The sequence below is a fragment of the Myxococcus sp. RHSTA-1-4 genome, assembly GCF_020037125.1.
In the GTDB taxonomy this organism is placed as follows: Bacteria; Myxococcota; Myxococcia; order Myxococcales; family Myxococcaceae; genus Myxococcus.
Map to the genome: position 1 here is coordinate 1 of NZ_JAIQDG010000065.1, position 14,223 is coordinate 14,223.

General features: G+C 69.8%; 15 protein-coding genes and 1 pseudogene. 9 read left to right on the plus strand and 7 right to left on the minus strand.

From position 1 onward, the window contains the following. Positions 1-157 precede the first annotated feature (157 nt). Both K8638_RS43015 and K8638_RS43020 read left to right on the plus strand, forming a co-directional pair. A complete protein-coding gene (locus K8638_RS43015) occupies positions 158-481 on the plus strand; it encodes a hypothetical protein (protein WP_223760598.1) in 324 nt (107 codons plus the stop codon). A 413-nt stretch (positions 482-894) separates the two neighbouring features. Further along, on the plus strand, positions 895-1,902 hold the full coding sequence (locus K8638_RS43020; RefSeq protein WP_305071232.1) for a hypothetical protein: 1,008 nt from the start codon (positions 895-897) through the stop codon (positions 1,900-1,902). Between the two features lie 35 nt (positions 1,903-1,937). Here the strand turns inward: K8638_RS43020 and K8638_RS43025 are convergent, their stop codons facing one another. From K8638_RS43025 to K8638_RS43035, 3 genes are all read right to left on the minus strand, one after another. Next, positions 1,938-2,702: a DUF4412 domain-containing protein gene (locus K8638_RS43025; RefSeq protein ID WP_223760599.1), complete on the minus strand. Its 765-nt coding sequence runs from the start codon at positions 2,700-2,702 to the stop codon at positions 1,938-1,940. 126 nt (positions 2,703-2,828) lie between these two features. Beyond that, positions 2,829-3,863 (minus strand): rod shape-determining protein, encoded by a 1,035-nt coding sequence (locus tag K8638_RS43030; RefSeq protein ID WP_011556714.1) that lies wholly within the window; start codon positions 3,861-3,863, stop codon positions 2,829-2,831. 163 nt (positions 3,864-4,026) lie between these two features. Beyond that, positions 4,027-4,578: a putative ABC transporter permease gene (locus tag K8638_RS43035; protein WP_223760600.1), complete on the minus strand. Its 552-nt coding sequence runs from the start codon at positions 4,576-4,578 to the stop codon at positions 4,027-4,029. A gap of 269 nt (positions 4,579-4,847) precedes the next feature. Here K8638_RS43035 and K8638_RS43040 point away from each other — a divergent pair, with 269 nt between their 5' ends. After that, positions 4,848-5,297, plus strand: a complete 450-nt coding sequence (locus K8638_RS43040; RefSeq protein WP_223760601.1) for a hypothetical protein — start codon at positions 4,848-4,850, stop codon at positions 5,295-5,297. A 264-nt stretch (positions 5,298-5,561) separates the two neighbouring features. Beyond that, positions 5,562-7,646, plus strand: a complete 2,085-nt coding sequence (locus tag K8638_RS43045) for a cation:proton antiporter (RefSeq protein WP_223760602.1) — start codon at positions 5,562-5,564, stop codon at positions 7,644-7,646. On the opposite strand, the gene K8638_RS43050 is transcribed toward K8638_RS43045, so the two are convergent. Then, positions 7,624-8,343, minus strand: coding sequence for a glycosyltransferase family 2 protein (locus K8638_RS43050; protein WP_223760603.1), 720 nt, complete (start codon positions 8,341-8,343; stop codon positions 7,624-7,626). The two genes, K8638_RS43045 and K8638_RS43050, sit on opposite strands and share 23 nt — an antisense overlap. Before the next feature lie 197 nt (positions 8,344-8,540). Here K8638_RS43050 and K8638_RS45490 point away from each other — a divergent pair. From K8638_RS45490 to K8638_RS43065, 4 genes and pseudogenes are all read left to right on the plus strand, one after another. After that, positions 8,541-8,663: pseudogene (locus K8638_RS45490) on the plus strand (ATP-binding protein); the annotation flags it as partial. A 349-nt stretch (positions 8,664-9,012) separates the two neighbouring features. Further along, complete coding sequence (locus tag K8638_RS43055; protein WP_223760604.1) at positions 9,013-9,882, plus strand: hypothetical protein; 870 nt, start codon at positions 9,013-9,015, stop codon at positions 9,880-9,882. A gap of 32 nt (positions 9,883-9,914) precedes the next feature. Beyond that, the gene (locus tag K8638_RS43060) at positions 9,915-10,778 is read left to right on the plus strand and encodes a hypothetical protein (RefSeq protein ID WP_223760605.1); all 864 of its coding nucleotides are present in this window, start codon (positions 9,915-9,917) and stop codon (positions 10,776-10,778) included. A gap of 18 nt (positions 10,779-10,796) precedes the next feature. After that, entirely contained in the window at positions 10,797-12,023 is a 1,227-nt protein-coding gene (locus K8638_RS43065; RefSeq protein ID WP_223760606.1) for a hypothetical protein, read from the plus strand. Positions 12,024-12,057: 34 nt separating this feature from the next. Here the strand turns inward: K8638_RS43065 and K8638_RS43070 are convergent, their stop codons facing one another. From K8638_RS43070 to K8638_RS45500, 3 genes are read right to left on the minus strand one after another with little or no spacing between them, the layout of a single operon-like run. After that, on the minus strand, positions 12,058-12,816 hold the full coding sequence (locus tag K8638_RS43070) for a DUF5953 family protein (RefSeq protein ID WP_223760622.1): 759 nt from the start codon (positions 12,814-12,816) through the stop codon (positions 12,058-12,060). 2 nt (positions 12,817-12,818) lie between these two features. Beyond that, entirely contained in the window at positions 12,819-13,034 is a 216-nt protein-coding gene (locus tag K8638_RS45495; RefSeq protein WP_370644252.1) for a DUF6310 domain-containing protein, read from the minus strand. Beyond that, positions 12,956-13,453, minus strand: coding sequence for a DUF6310 domain-containing protein (locus K8638_RS45500; protein WP_370644253.1), 498 nt, complete (start codon positions 13,451-13,453; stop codon positions 12,956-12,958). Before K8638_RS45500 ends, K8638_RS45495 begins: the two co-directional genes overlap by 79 nt. A 378-nt stretch (positions 13,454-13,831) precedes the next feature. Here K8638_RS45500 and K8638_RS43080 point away from each other — a divergent pair, with 378 nt between their 5' ends. Further along, complete coding sequence (locus tag K8638_RS43080; RefSeq protein ID WP_223760607.1) at positions 13,832-14,194, plus strand: hypothetical protein; 363 nt, start codon at positions 13,832-13,834, stop codon at positions 14,192-14,194. The last annotated feature ends 29 nt before the right edge of the window (positions 14,195-14,223 follow it).

The window sequence follows — 14,223 nt, forward strand, 5'->3', positions numbered from 1 at the left end:
CCGCCCCAACCACCGACGCACCTCACGCAGCCTGCTCGGTCTCCCCGTTCACCCCTCGGGGCCCTGACGCAGTAGTGATAGCCAGTCGGAGCTCGCGAGCTACTCGGCCCGGGAGGCCTGCTTCTTCGGAAACCTCTTCACCGGCGAGGGCGTCTACGTGGCCAGCGACCAGGGCCTGCTGCGCGGGCGTCAGAGCTCCCCGCGTGGCTGCGCGCTCTCTCCGGGGCCGCTCCAGAAGGTCGAGGAGAACTGTCCGCCCATCATTCCGCTCGAGAGCTGCGACGCCTACTGCGACCTGTCACTCCTGCGGCCGTACCGCACACAGTGCACCGTCAAGGGCACCCGCTACCGCGCCATCACCACGAGGCTCCGGGCGGAGGACGTCTTCCTCTGCGGGGACGGCCAGTGCCAGTACACCGAGTCTTGTGGCGTGGGGCTCGACTATCGGGACTGCCTGCTCGACTGCGGACTTTGCCTGTGACGCATGGGGGCTGCGCTTTGGCACGCCGTGGTAGTACCTTCTGTCCATGCCTCGTTGGTTCAACACGGCGGGTCCGTGCCGGCCGGACCACCATTACATGCTCCCGGCCCTGCGGCGCCTGCCGGAGGTGCGGCGTCTCATCGACCAGCAGGGCTATTTCGTCGTCCACGCCCCCAGGCAGGTGGGAAAGACGACCGCGCTGCTGTCGCTCGCTCGGGAGTTGACCTCCGAAGGCCACTTCGTGGCCGCCCTCGTCTCCATGGAGGTAGGGGCTGCGTCCCCCTTCTTTTCCCGAGGCGCCGCCAGGGCGTCGCATCGGTTCCGCGCTGGCCGCATGGGCTCAGGCTTCTCCCAGGCCCCTGGTCGTTTTTCTCGATGAAGTCGACGCACTCCGGGAGGAGGTGCTGGTCTCGGTGTTGCGCCAGCTCCGCAGCGGTTACCGCAACCGCCCATCCAACTTCCCTGCGTCGCTGGCGCTCATCGGGCTGCGCGACGTGCGTGACTACAAGGTGACCTCCGGCGAGGAGGCACGCCTGGGGACCGCCAGTCCCTTCAACATCAAGGTCGAATCACTCACCCTGCGCAACTTCACCCGCGACGAGGTTGCCGAACTCTACCAGCAGCACACGGATGACACGGGCCAGCACTTCCTGCCCGAGGCGGTGGACCGCGCCTTCTACTGGAGCCAGGGACATCCCTGGCTCGTCAATGCGCTGGCGCGGCAGATGGTGGAGCAGTTGGTACCCGACCGCGCCCGGCCCCTCACCGCCGGCCACGTGGACGCGGCCAAGGAGATTCTCCTCAAGCGTCAGGACACGCACCTGGACAGTCCCGCCGAGCGCCTGCGCGAGTATCGCGTGCGCCGCATCCTCGAGCCCATGCTCGCGGGGCTCTCGCTGGGCGAGGTTCCCGAGGACGACCTGCGCTTCGTCCAGGACCTGGGCCTGGTTCGCGCGGCGAAGAGTGGGGGACTGGAGGTCGCCAATCCGCTCTACCGGGAAGTCATCCCCCGCGTGCTGGCGAACACGACGGTGGCCTCGCTGCCTCCTCAGACGTCCACACCCTGGCTTGGCGCGGATGGACGCCTGGACATGGAGCGCCTGATGGAGGCGTTCCGGGTGGCCAATGGCGGCGGCACGCTGGAGCGCGAGTACGCCATTGGCACGGGCCGCATGGACCTCTGTCTGCGCCACGGACCGGACACCCTCGCCATGGAGCTGAAGGTGTGGCGCGATGGAGAGAAGGACCCATTGGACGAGGGGTTGGCGCAGCTCGACGGCTACCTGGCGGGACTGGGGCTGGACACGGGCTGGCTGGTCATTTTCGACAGGCGCACCGGGCAGCCTCCCATCGCCGAGCGCACCCGGGCCGTGCTTGCCCTGGCCCCTTCGGGCCGCCGCGTCTCGGTGGTTCGAGCCTGAGCGGCGTACTGGCCCGGCCCTGACCCGCGCGTGCCTCAGGGCTTCTTCCCGCCACCCTTCGGCGCGCCCTGGCCCATGCGCTGGCGGATCATCTCCTGAATCTGCTCGGGTGACTTGCCCTGGAAGTCCTCGGCGGTGAAGCCGCCGGGCACGGCGCCGGCAGGGGGCGCCGCCATCTTCCGGTAGTCCGCGGGCACGGTGAAGCGCGAGTCCGGCTGTGGCCCCTGCTGCACGTTGTTGAGGTTGATTTCCGTCACCTGCCCACCGGCGCCGAACGTCTGCGCGCGCACGTAGGGCACGTCGCTCAGGTCCGTGGGCCGCCACACCTTCTGGCGCATCGGCTTGCCGTCCATGCCCGGGGGCGTGCCCTCGTACACGGTGGTGGGATGGCCGTTGACCTTCTCCGTGCCCGTCTTCTTGTAGCCCTGCTCCAGGAAGCAGGCGTCGAAGTCCTGCATCTTCCCCGTGCACGAGCCGGGAAGCTTCACGGGCAGGTCATCCAGGTTCCGCTCCGACGCAATCTTCTGCGCGTGCATCAGCGTGGTACCGGTGCGCTTCTCGAAGTCGAAGATGATGGACATCTGCACCGCCCCGGGCTGGCCGGTCGTATGCGTGTCCATGCGCAGCAGTCCCTTGCGTCCGTAGACCTTCCCCGTCACCTCCGGGGGCGCCTTCTGTCCGGACGCGGGCGTGATTTTCGTGGTGGCATCCGCCGACCAGTCGGCGAAGGCGGGCGTGGCCACCAGGAGCGTGGCGGCGGCGAGTCCTGACAGCCTGTGGCGAAGGGAGGATGGGCTCATACGGCCCAACACAGTCCAGCGCCCGCGCGGCTGTCAAACGCCCACCGTCCGGACGCGGAAAAGCGAACGGCGCCGGCTCCACACAGGGAGCACGGCGCCGTGGGACGGGAAGGCCCGGAGGAGGGCTCAGCCCGGCTGGCAGACCTGGCGGAGGATGTCGAGCGACTCCAGCGCCTTGCCCGCGCCAATCACCACCGCGGACAGCGGGTCCTCCGCGAGGAACACGGGCAGGCCCGTCTCCTCGCGCAGCAGCGTGTCCAGGTTCTTCAGCAGCGCGCCACCACCGGCGAGCACGATGCCGCGGTCGGCGATGTCGCCGGCGAGCTCCGGCGGGGTGCGCTCCAGCGTCAGCTTCACCGCCTCGACGATGCCGTTGACGGGCTCCGCGAGCGCGTCGCGCACCTCGTCGCTGGACACCGTCAGCGTGCGCGGCACGCCGGCCACCAGGTCGCGACCCTTGATTTCCATGGTCATGACCTCGTCCGTCGGGTACGCGGTGCCGATGCCCATCTTGATGAGCTCCGCGGTGCGCTCGCCGATGAGCAGGTTGTACTTGCGCTTGACGTACTGGATGATGGCCTCGTCCAGCTTGTCGCCGCCGATGCGGACGCTCTTGGCGAACACGATGCCGGCCAGGCTGATGACCGCGACGTCGGACGTGCCACCGCCGATGTCCACAATCATGTTGCCGCTGGGCTCCGTCACCGGCAGGCCCGCGCCAATGGCCGCGGCCATGGGCTGCTCGATGAGGTAGACCTCGCGGGCGCCCGCGTTGGCCGCCGCCTCGCGCACCGCGCGGCGCTCCACCTCGGTGATGCCGGAGGGGATGCCGATGATGATGCGCGGGTTGACGAGCGTCTTGCGGTTGTGGGCGCTCTGGATGAAGTAGCGCAGCATCGCCGCGGTGATTTCGAAGTCCGCGATGACGCCGTCCTTCATCGGGCGGATGGCCACGATGTTGCCCGGGGTACGCCCGAGCATCTCCTTGGCCTCCTTGCCCACCGCGAGGACCTTCTTGCCCCCGCGCGCGTCCTGTTGCACGGCCACCACGGAGGGCTCGTTGGACACGATGCCCTGGCCGCGGATGTAGATGAGCGTGTTCGCCGTGCCGAGGTCGATGGCCAGGTCACGCGAAAAGAGGGTGTGAAGCCAGTCAAACATACGGGGGCGGAAACTTTCGGGGAGTCGGCGGAATTTCCCCAGAGCAAGGGGGAAGACGCGCGGAAGGTACTACGCGACGCAGCACGGAGGAAGAAAAGCCGGAAGCTGCTTCCACATCCGCCTGGAGGGCAGTCGGCCAGAGGACGTGCTCCGCCCCTGGCCCTCAGTGCAGGGTGGCGGCCTCGGCCTGGGCCACCTCGAAGCGCCGGGCCACCACCCCCGCCTCCTCCGCTTCACCCTCGGGGAGCGCCCCCTCCGGCAGCACCCCGGCTTCCTCGGCCCGCCGGTACTCCGGCGTATGGGTGAGGGCCTCGCTGGTGATGTGGAGCAGGCCGTCGCGGACGGGCTCGAACAGCAGCGCGGTGAGGTACCAGGCGGGCGCGTAGTCCAGGCGGATGAATCCGTGGACGCTCCAACGGTGGGGCGAATAGTCCCACGGGCAGCGGCCGAGCAGCCGCTTCAGCACCCAGCCCGTGCCGTACTCCGCCGCGAAGATGAGGGCGGTGTAGGCCAGCGCCCGCAGCGGCCGGGGCAGGGGCTTGAGCCTGTCGGAGACCTCCTCCAGCGCCAGCGCCGTGCCCCCGTAGATGGGGTGCATCCACAGGTAGGTGCGCGCGGTGGCGCTCCTGTCCCGCCTCAGGGCCGAGCCGGCGCCCGTGAACAGCACCTCCAACACCCACCCGGTACACCCGTAGAGCAAGAATCGTGAAAGCACCCCAGGAACCTAGGAACCCCTCCGGGGTGGGGGCAGTGGCTTGACGGGGGCTTCCGGCCGCCTGCCCCCGGATGGCCCGCCCCCGGGTGTCCACCAGCGGACAGAAGCCCCTGCCCCAGGGGGCAGGAAGACATGGGCCTACAGTAGGGGTGGAGGTGCTTTACAGGGTGAAGGGGCGCGTAATACAGGACATGGAGATGCGCTCCCTCGGCCCGACATCGCGAATGCCCGGCCCCGGACGCGGCGGGCCCGGGTCGTGGCTCCCCGTCGTGGTGGGGGCCGTCCTGGCACTCGGGCTGGCCCTCTGGGGTGGGCGCCTCGCGGAGCCGGAGCCGTCGTTCTTCCTGGCGGGGTGGCCCGTCCAAGGTGTGGAGGCGGGGCCCGGAGACTCCGGGCCCCGGGTCCTCACCGGCCGCCCCATGCGCCAGCCTTCCTGTGCGCGGTTCCATGGCGTGGGCTTCGACACCTGGGCGGCGCTCGGGCACGCGCCGTCCCTCCTCTCCGCGCGTTCCGGTTGGTGCGCGGCGCGGGGGCGTGGGGGCTTCTCGCCGGACGGCTTCGCGGTGCATCGCTGGAGCCGCGCGCGGTGGGAGGCTTCGGCCACGGCCCTCGAGCGCCGGGTGCGCCATCCGGTGTCACCGGTGTCCGCGCGGAGCGGCCTCGCGGACCAGCCCCCCATCGTCACCCGGCCCCTGCGCGGACCTCCCGCGCGCGGGTGACGTGAGCGCCGCCCCGTCGCGGGTGGTGCCTTCCTCCTTCCTTTCTTCCGAGTGCTCTCGCGGGGCCGTCCACGTGGCGGCCCGGACGGGCCCTCCGCCTTCCGGGTGTCCGGGGTGGACCGTTCCATGACGGTACCGACCGGGAACCCATGGTCTCTCCCCGGGTGTTCCCGCGAGTCTGTCTCCAGGGGCCTCGCGCGCGGCCCGGGGCCTTCCACTCCTTTGTCGTGAGCGCCGCCCCGGTGGTGGCGCCGAGGTGTCTTGATGCACGGAGCACACGAGGTCCTCCAGGCCATCGCCATCGTCCTCTGCGTGGCCGCGGTGACGACCGTCCTCTTCCAGCGGCTGCGCCAGCCCGTCGTCCTCGGCTACATCCTGGCCGGGCTCGTCGTGGGCCCCTACCTGCCCATTCCCCTCGTGGCCGACCCGGAGGTCGTCACCACGCTGTCGGAGCTGGGCGTCATCCTGCTCATGTTCTCGCTCGGGCTGGAGTTCAGCCTGCGCAAGCTGTTCTCGGTGGGCTTCACCGCCGGCGTCACCGCGGTCATCCAGTGCACCATCATGGTGTGGCTGGGCTTCGTGGTGGGCCGGGCGTTCGGGTGGACCTCGCTGGAGAGCATCTTCACCGGAGCCATCATCGCCATCTCCAGCACCACCATCATCGCCAAGGCGTTCGACGAGCAGGGCATCCGGGGCAAGCTGCGCGAGCTGGTGGTGGGCGTGCTCATCGTCGAGGACCTCATCGCCGTGGTGCTGATGGCGACGCTGACGGCCGTCTCCTCGGGCGCGGGCCTGTCCCTGGGGGAGCTGTCGCTGACGACGGGCCGGCTGGTGGCGTTCCTGGTGGGGCTGGTGGTGGTGGGGCTCTTCACCATTCCCCGGGCCATGCGCGCCGTCGTCCGGCTGAACCGCCCGGAGACGACGCTGGTGGCGAGCATGGGCATCTGCTTCGCGGTGGCGCTGCTGGCGCAGGCGTTCGGCTACTCGGTGGCGCTGGGGGCCTTCCTGGCGGGCTCGCTGGTGGCGGAGTCCGGCGAGGAGAAGGTGGTGGAGCACCTGGTGCAGCCGGTGCGCGACATGTTCGCCGCCATCTTCTTCGTGTCGGTGGGCATGCTCATCAACCCGGCGCTCATCGCGGAGCACTGGGCGGCCATCGCGGTGCTCACGCTCGTGGTGCTCCTCGGGAAGATTCTGGGCGTCACCCTGGGCGCGTTCCTCACGGGCAACGGCACGCGCACCTCCGTGCAGGCGGGGATGAGCCTGGCGCAGATTGGCGAGTTCTCCTTCATCATCGCCGGCCTGGGGCTGTCCCTGAAGGCGACGGGGAACTTCCTCTACCCGGTGGCCGTGGCGGTCTCCGCGATTTCGACGCTCACCACGCCCATGCTCATCAAGGCGTCCGGGCCGGTGGCGGCGTACGTGGACCGGAAGCTGCCCAAGCCGCTGCAGACGTTCGCCACGCTGTACGGCACCTGGCTGGAGCGGCTGCGCGAGGCGCCCCGAAGCCAGACGCGCGGCGCGGAGGTGCGGCGGCTCGTGCGGCTGTTGCTGCTGGACGCGGCGCTGCTCACCGGGCTGGCGATTGGAACGTCGCTGGAGACCCGGGCCGTGGCGCGGTTCATCGACGCGCGGACGGGGCTGGGCCAGGGACTGGCGGAGCACCTCATCCTCGCGGGCTTCGCCGTCCTCTCGGTGCCGTTCCTGGTGGGCGTCGTCACCCTGGCGCGGCGGCTGGGAGCGGTGCTGGCGGAGGCGGCGCTCCCGCCGCGCACGGACGGGAAGGTGGACCTGGCGGCGGCGCCCCGGCGGCTGCTGACCGTCACGCTGCAGGTGGTGACGGTGCTGCTGGTGGGCATTCCCGTCGTGGCGATTACCCAGCCGTTCCTCCGGGGGCCGGCGGGGCCGCTCATCATCCTGGTGCTCCTGGTGACGCTCGGAATCGCCTTCTGGCGCGGGGCCACGAACCTGCACGGGCACGTGCGCGCGGGGGCGCAGGTCATCGTGGCGGCGCTGGCCTCGCAGTCACACTCGAGGGAGCCGGGGGCGGAGGAGCACGCGCTGGAGGATGTGCAGAAGCTGCTCCCAGGCCTGGGCGAGCCGGTGCCGGTGCGGCTGGAGGACTCGAGCCCCGCGGTGGGCCAGACGCTGGCGCAGTTGAACCTCCGCGGGCTGACGGGCGCGACGGTGCTGGCCATTCAGCGCGGAGAGGAGAGCGTGTCCGTGCCCACGGCCCAGGAGGTGCTGCGCTCCGGGGACGTGCTGGCGCTGACGGGCACGCACGAGGCGGTGACGGCGGCCAGGGGCCTCTTGGAGCGGGGAGGCGGGCCTACCGCTTCACCGCATACTTGAAGATGACGTAGAGGGCGCGCACGCCGTCCTTCCAGCCAATCTTCTTGCCCTCTTCATAGGTGCGCCCGTGGTAGCTGATGGGCACCTCGAACACGCGCCAGTTGCCGCGGGCCACCTTGGCGGTGATTTCCGGCTCGAAGCCGAACCGCTCCTCCTCCACGTCCATGGAGCGGAGCACCTCGGCGCGGAAGGCCTTGTAGCAGGTCTCCATGTCCGTGAGGTTCAGCCCGCTCGTCATGTTGGAGAGCGTGGTGAGCGTCTTGTTCATCACCGTGTGCCAGAAGTACAGCACGCGCCGGGGCGTCCCCGTGAAGCGGCTGCCGAAGACGACGTCCGCCTCTCCGTCGAGGATGGGCTGGATGACCCGGGGGATGTCGCGCGGGTCGTACTCCAGGTCCGCGTCCTGGACGATGATGATGTCCCCCGTGGACTCGGAGAAGCCCCGCCGCAGCGCCGCGCCCTTGCCCTGGTTGTGCTCCTGGAACAGCACCCGGATTTCGTTGCGGTTGCGAGGCGTGCCGCCCAGCAGCCCCACCCCCTGCTCCGCGAGCTGGCGCAGGAACTCCCGGCTCCCGTCCTTGGAGCAGTCGTCAATCAGCACCAGCTCCTTCGGGAAGTCGACGGCGATGCAGCGGCGCAGCAGCTCCGCGAGGGTGGGAATCTCGTTGTAGACGGGGATGACGAGTGACACGAGCATGGCGGCTCGCGCCTCTATCCCATTTCCCCGCCCGGGGCGACTGTCCAGCACCCAGCGCCTCTTCCACCCACACCGGCCATCCCACCCCGGCTCCCTGACTATGGTGGTGGCACGGTTCGCCCGGTTTTACGTGAAATGCCGGGCCGCCTCGGCGGAGGGGCTGGCGGCGTGGGTGTCCCACCTGGCACCTGGAGCCGCTGGAGCACAAGTCCAAGCCGGGCGTGGGCCTGGGGCTGACGCTGGTGCGGGAGCTGCTGGGCGTGCTCGGCGGGAAGGTGTCGCTGCAGTCCGAGCCGGGGAAGGGCAGCGAGTTCACCGTCGAGCTGCCGTCTTGGGACTTCTCGAAGCCTGCAGGGCCGCTGAACGCGTGCCCGCCGGGCAACAAGACCGGGGGAGTCGTTGCTTCCGAGGCAACACCCGCGCGGCGCGTGGTGTGTCGCGCGAGGGCTTCCGCCGCGCTCGCGCGGATGCGCTCCGGGGCATTTTCCTCCAGTGAAGCGAGCGCGTGGACGCCGTGTGGCCGCGTCCCGCGCGGGGCTCCTCCCGCGGAGTGGTACGGCACTTGTAATCGGGCAGGGGGACCGGGGCGGTCGCCGCGACGCCGGCGAGCTTCGGAATGGGGACTCGATGGTCGAGGTGCCCTGGGGGCTTCCGAGAGGAGACAGGTCCATGCAGAGCAGCAAGTGGCGAGTCATCACGCGCGCGGGGGCGGCCGTCGTCGTCCTGGGGATTGCGCCGGTGTCCGTGGCGCTGGCCGCCGGGGAAGAGCCCGGCTCTATCGAGGGCTCGAGCATTCCTCCGAGCAAGGTCATCGCCGAGCGGCCGTTGTACCGGCCTCCTCCGCTGACGGGGCAGGGGGACGAGGCGCGGAAGAACGCGAAGGCGTTCGTCACCTGGGCGGGAGAGTCCGTCTCGCTGGAGCAGGAGGCGGGACGCAAGGTGCTGCGGGAGGCGGCGAAGAACCCTGAAATCGTCAAGGCGCTGACGGAGGAGGCCCTCGAGGCGCAGCGCAACGGGGACACCAGCCGGGGGCTGGTGGCGCTGGGACTGCTCGGGGAGATGCGCACCTATGACGGGGCGAAGTTCCTCGTCGAGTTCGTCCGGATGCCGCTGCCCAGGGAGGGCACCTACATCGAGGGCGAGCTCCAGGAAGAGGCCCTGCAGGCGATGCTCCAGGCGAAGGCCGTGGCGGGGCTGGCGTACATGCGCAGCGCGGACTTCGACCGCGAGGTGCTGTACCAGGCCGGCAAACACCCGTCCGTCATCGTCCGCGCGGAGGCCATCAGCGCCTACCTGTGGAACCAGGGCGACTCGCTGGAGGCGCGCAAGCTGCTGTCGTCCTACGTGCGCCCGGAGGAGCGTCTGTTCCTGGACCGCGTCCGGCGCGTCGCGGGCGAAGGCGCGGAGACGTTCAACAAGAAGCTGGCGCTCTACCTGGAGGCCCACCCCGAGCTGAAGGCGCCGAAGCCCGAGCCCAAGGAGCCCCGGCCGCCCGAGGAGAAGCCCTACATCTTCGACGAGAACCCGCCCGAGTTCTGACCTTTGCGCGCTGAAGCGGAGTGAGTACGCCCATGAATCTCAAGCAAGGCATTACCCTGATGTCGTCCCTCCTCGTCCTCGGCCTCGGGGCCGAGGCCGGCGCCGTCTGTGTCCAGACGGGCGCGAGCCAGGCGGACCGGGACCTCTGGAACACCCACGGCTGCTGGCAGGACTACTTCCTCTGGCAGTACCGCGCCTACGGCCTTCGCTCGGGTGACTGGAGCGGGCGTGGCTGGAATGACGCCTGCAACGTGTCGCTCGAGTTCCCCAAGCACTGGAACGCGTCCTACCTGGTGAACTACGGCCTGGAGGATGACTGGTGGCAGTCGTTCCACGGCACGGTGGACTACCGGGCCACGGCGGAGGCCGCGAGCAGCCGCTACCACGACAGCCTGTATCACAGCATCACCGACCGGACGGATGTCTTCGGGACCTTCACCCCGCGGTTCTGGCCGTGGGACACGGACCGCGTCCAGACGGCGTGCCCGCTCTACAACCCGGCGGCCACCAACTCCAACCCGGGCTCTCGCGCGGGTGACTACATGCACGAGGGGTGGCACGCGTACTTCGACAAGTACAACTTCAACAACGGCAGCGTCGGCGGCCACCGGCCCGGCCCGCAGGGCGCCTGCACCATCAACGGCTGTGACTACTTCTACTTCCACGGCATCGGCGAGTATGCCTTTGGCGCGATGTGGGAGAACGATGGCACGGCCAACCGCTTCCACTCGCCCAATCAGGTGCAGGTGGAGTTCCTCTGCGACGTGGCGGACCAGCCCCAGTGGTGGATTCCCAACAGCGTGCGTCAGTCGGCGGCGGCGGATGCCAACCGCCGCGCGGTGTCGCGGTTCATCAACGGCCCGGGGTATAGCTGCGGCAGCCCGAGGCCCTGGTAGTAGGACACGGAGACGGTGATGGCACGTCTGGAGCGTGAAGTGGCGATGCCGTTCCGGACGTGCCTGTCATCGGCCCTGCTCGTGGGCGTGCTGGCCTGCTGCTCGGGCCAGGCGCCGGGCGGGACGCGGGAGCGGGGCACCTGGGAGCTCCTGTCCGGGGGCGCTGCTCCGAGCGCGGGCCTCCAGCAGGCCGCGGCCTTCAGCGGCCGGGAAGTGCTGGTCTGGGGCGGGCTGGGAGACTGCACGCTCAACGGCGCCTGCGGAGATGGCGCGCGGTTCGACCTGGAGGCTCGCCGGTGGACGGCGATGTCCGGGGCCGGTGCGCCGGCCGCGAGATACCTGCACACGGGGGTGTGGACGGGGCGCGAGCTGCTCGTCTGGGGCGGCGTGGGCTGTGGCGAGCGGCCGAACCTGCCGTGCGCGGACGGGGCGGCCTATGCGCCGGACTCGGACACGTGGAAGGCCCTGCCGCGTGAGGGCGCGCCGTCCGCCCGGGGCTGGCACGTGGCGGCGTGGACGGGGCGGTGGATGCTGGTGTGGGGCGGAGAGGAGCCCCAGCAGCCGCGCGTCCTGGGAGACGGCGCGCGGTACGACGTGGAGACAGGCGTGTGGACGGGGATGTCCGCGGTGGGGGCTCCCTCGGCGCGTCGTTACCACTCGGCGGTGTGGACGGGAGAGGAGCTGCTCGTCTGGGGGGGCACGGGTGGGGCGCAGGTGGACACGGCCCTGGGAGATGGCGCGGCGTATTCGCCGGAGACGGATACGTGGCGGCCTCTCCGGGCCGAGGGGGCGCCGCGGGCGCGCTGGGCGCATACGGCGGTGTGGACGGGGACGGAGCTGGTGGTTTGGGGCGGCCTGGGTTGCGGGAGCGACGGGCCGGGAGCGCCGCGTTACTGCGAGGACGGGGCTCGGTATGACTCGAAGCGGGAGACCTGGACGCCGCTGCCGAAGGCGGGGGCGCCGACGCCGCGCACCGGGCACTCGATGGTGTGGACGGGGCAGGAGGTGCTCGTGTGGGGAGGCGCCTCGAGCGCGTGTGCGAATGGGACGTCGGGTGCTTGCGCGGACGGCGCGGCGTATGACCCGGCGCGTAACCAGTGGACGGCGCTGAGCGCCCGGGGCGCTCCCGCGGCGCGGGCGGGGCACACGGCGGTGTGGACGGGACAGGCGATGTTCCTCTGGGGTGGTATGGGGGCCTCGGAGGGTGAGGCCACCTTGCTGGACGGGGCGCTGCTGGTGCCGTGAGCGCACTGCGGGGCCACCACTCGGAGCGCGGGGCTCAAGTGGATGAGCGCCCGCCTATCTCCGGGAAGCGCTCGTAGGCCCGCAGGAGCGCGTCCAGGTGCGCGGGGTTGTCGAGGTCGAGCGGCGCATCCGTGAGCCGGACAATCCACCCGTCCGACGCGGTATGCCGCGCCCGTGAGAGCAGGTCCGCGTCGCGGGACGGGTCCGGGAACCTGAGGGCCCGTGAGGAGGCGGCCGACCAGTAGTTCAACCACCCCAGGTACTGCGGAATCTCTGGCGAGCGGATGTGCTCTGGGAACTTCAGCGCCGGCAGGCCTCGTGGCGGGACCCCCGGCTTCTGCAGAGGATCGACTGTCTGCCGTGAGATCTCCACGCTCGCGTTGAATGGTGTCGCGTGCCCCCAGAACGCGTGCGCGGCCTCCGCGATTGCCTCCAGCACATCTGCTGCCGCCGCGATGGCGTCAGCGGTCAGGGACAGCCTGGCATGCACCTCGAGTTGGGCCTGCCCACCCGAGGAACTGGTCGCCGAGCCTGCCCACCCGCTCACCGAAACGTAGTCACTCATGTTCCCGTTGTGGAGGAGCGGAAACTCCCCGTCGAACGTCTGTTGGGCGAGCCATGCATCGCGATTCGCCAGGAGGGTGCGCTGCCCCTCTTCGGAAGTCGTCCACCCCAGCCGCAGACCGGGGAACGCACGCTCCATTCCATGAACAACCGCCAATGAGCGGCCATCGTTGCCCACGAGCTCCGGCGCGTAGACGATGAGTCCTATGTCATCTTGCGGAGTCGGCATTTTCAGCACCAGTCCATGACGGCGACGTCGAGCCTGCGATCCTCTCGCTCCAGCGCGGCTTTATGCGCGGCGCTTCGCACGCCTACCTGAAAGCGGAATCCACAGGCCGCGGCAAGAGCACGCTCGCGCTGTAACTCCTTCACCTGCTTCTTGATGACGATGTCTCGCAGGTCGGGAGGGTACGTGTCGAAGTTATCGGTCTTGACCTCCCACAGCACACGCGCGCGAAGCTGAAGTGCGTCGAAGCGCTTCCCGTTGACGAGCAGATCCGTGTACCGGGGAAGTCGTTCTGGGGAACCGTGTCGGCACATTGATTGTGCAGGGCATCGCCGCCGAGGTGTGGCACGGGCCGAGGGGTGCACTCAGGACGGCGCTCTTTCTCGAGGGACTCGGGTGGAACCGGAGGAAACCAGTCCTGCCCTGATGGGGACCCCTCTGGCTTGGGCCTTCGTTCCGCCAAGGGCACGGGCGGGGCAGGCTCCGCTTCAGTCACGGGGCCCGCTTCCTCGGGATGGTGTCGCCTCAGTTCATACGCATCCAGTTCCTCCTTGATGGCGACCGCCACCACCACGGCGCCGATGATGACCACCGCACCCACCACGATGTACGGCTGCGACAGGAGGCAGATGCCGACCATCGCGGGCACCGCCACGGCGCCCGCGGAAGCCACCGTGCAGCGGCGCTCGGGGTCGTGGAAGCGAACCTTCCGGGTGTCGAGCGTGTGAAAGCATCGTTCAACCACCACGGGCCAGGGATGCGAAGCCTCCTGGACGACACACCGTCCCTGGTCCCTCCAGGGCAACGCCGCCGCTCTCTGGAGGTTCTCGAGCCTCGGGTTGCGGGTCACGGGCTCCCTCGGGCCCGGCCCCGTCGTGGCGCAGGCCGAGAGAAGGAGCATGAGCGCGATGCAGGCGCGGAGACGCATGGCAGCGTCCGTTCCGCGTTCGCTGATGTCGAGCCGTGGCATTATCCTCGATTTGTATGTTAAATATGTAAAAACGGAAAGGTGCTGCCCATGAACCAGCCGCTGAAGAGTGTGTTGTTCCGGGGTGTCCTCGTGCTCGCCGTCACCGTGCTTGGTGGCTGCGGCGTGGTCGATGAAGGTGCCGCTGCTCCCTCGGAGCTGGCGTCCGGGGAGAGCGACCTTGCCTCGGAGTGCTGCATCGCCCTGCCGGGGACGCAGCAGTCCTTCTGTGACGGCCTTCCTCAGACTCCGGGCCGCTGCAACGGCGCCAACGGGGGCACGTCCTGCACGTGGACGTGCTCGTGCTGCGTGGCGCAGCCTGGAACGCCGCAGAGCTTCTGTGACGGCCTCCCGCAGACTCCGGACCGCTGCAACCAGGCCAACGGCGGCACTTCCTGCACCTGGGGCTGCTGAGTCACACAGGGAGGTCCTCCCGGGAGGCG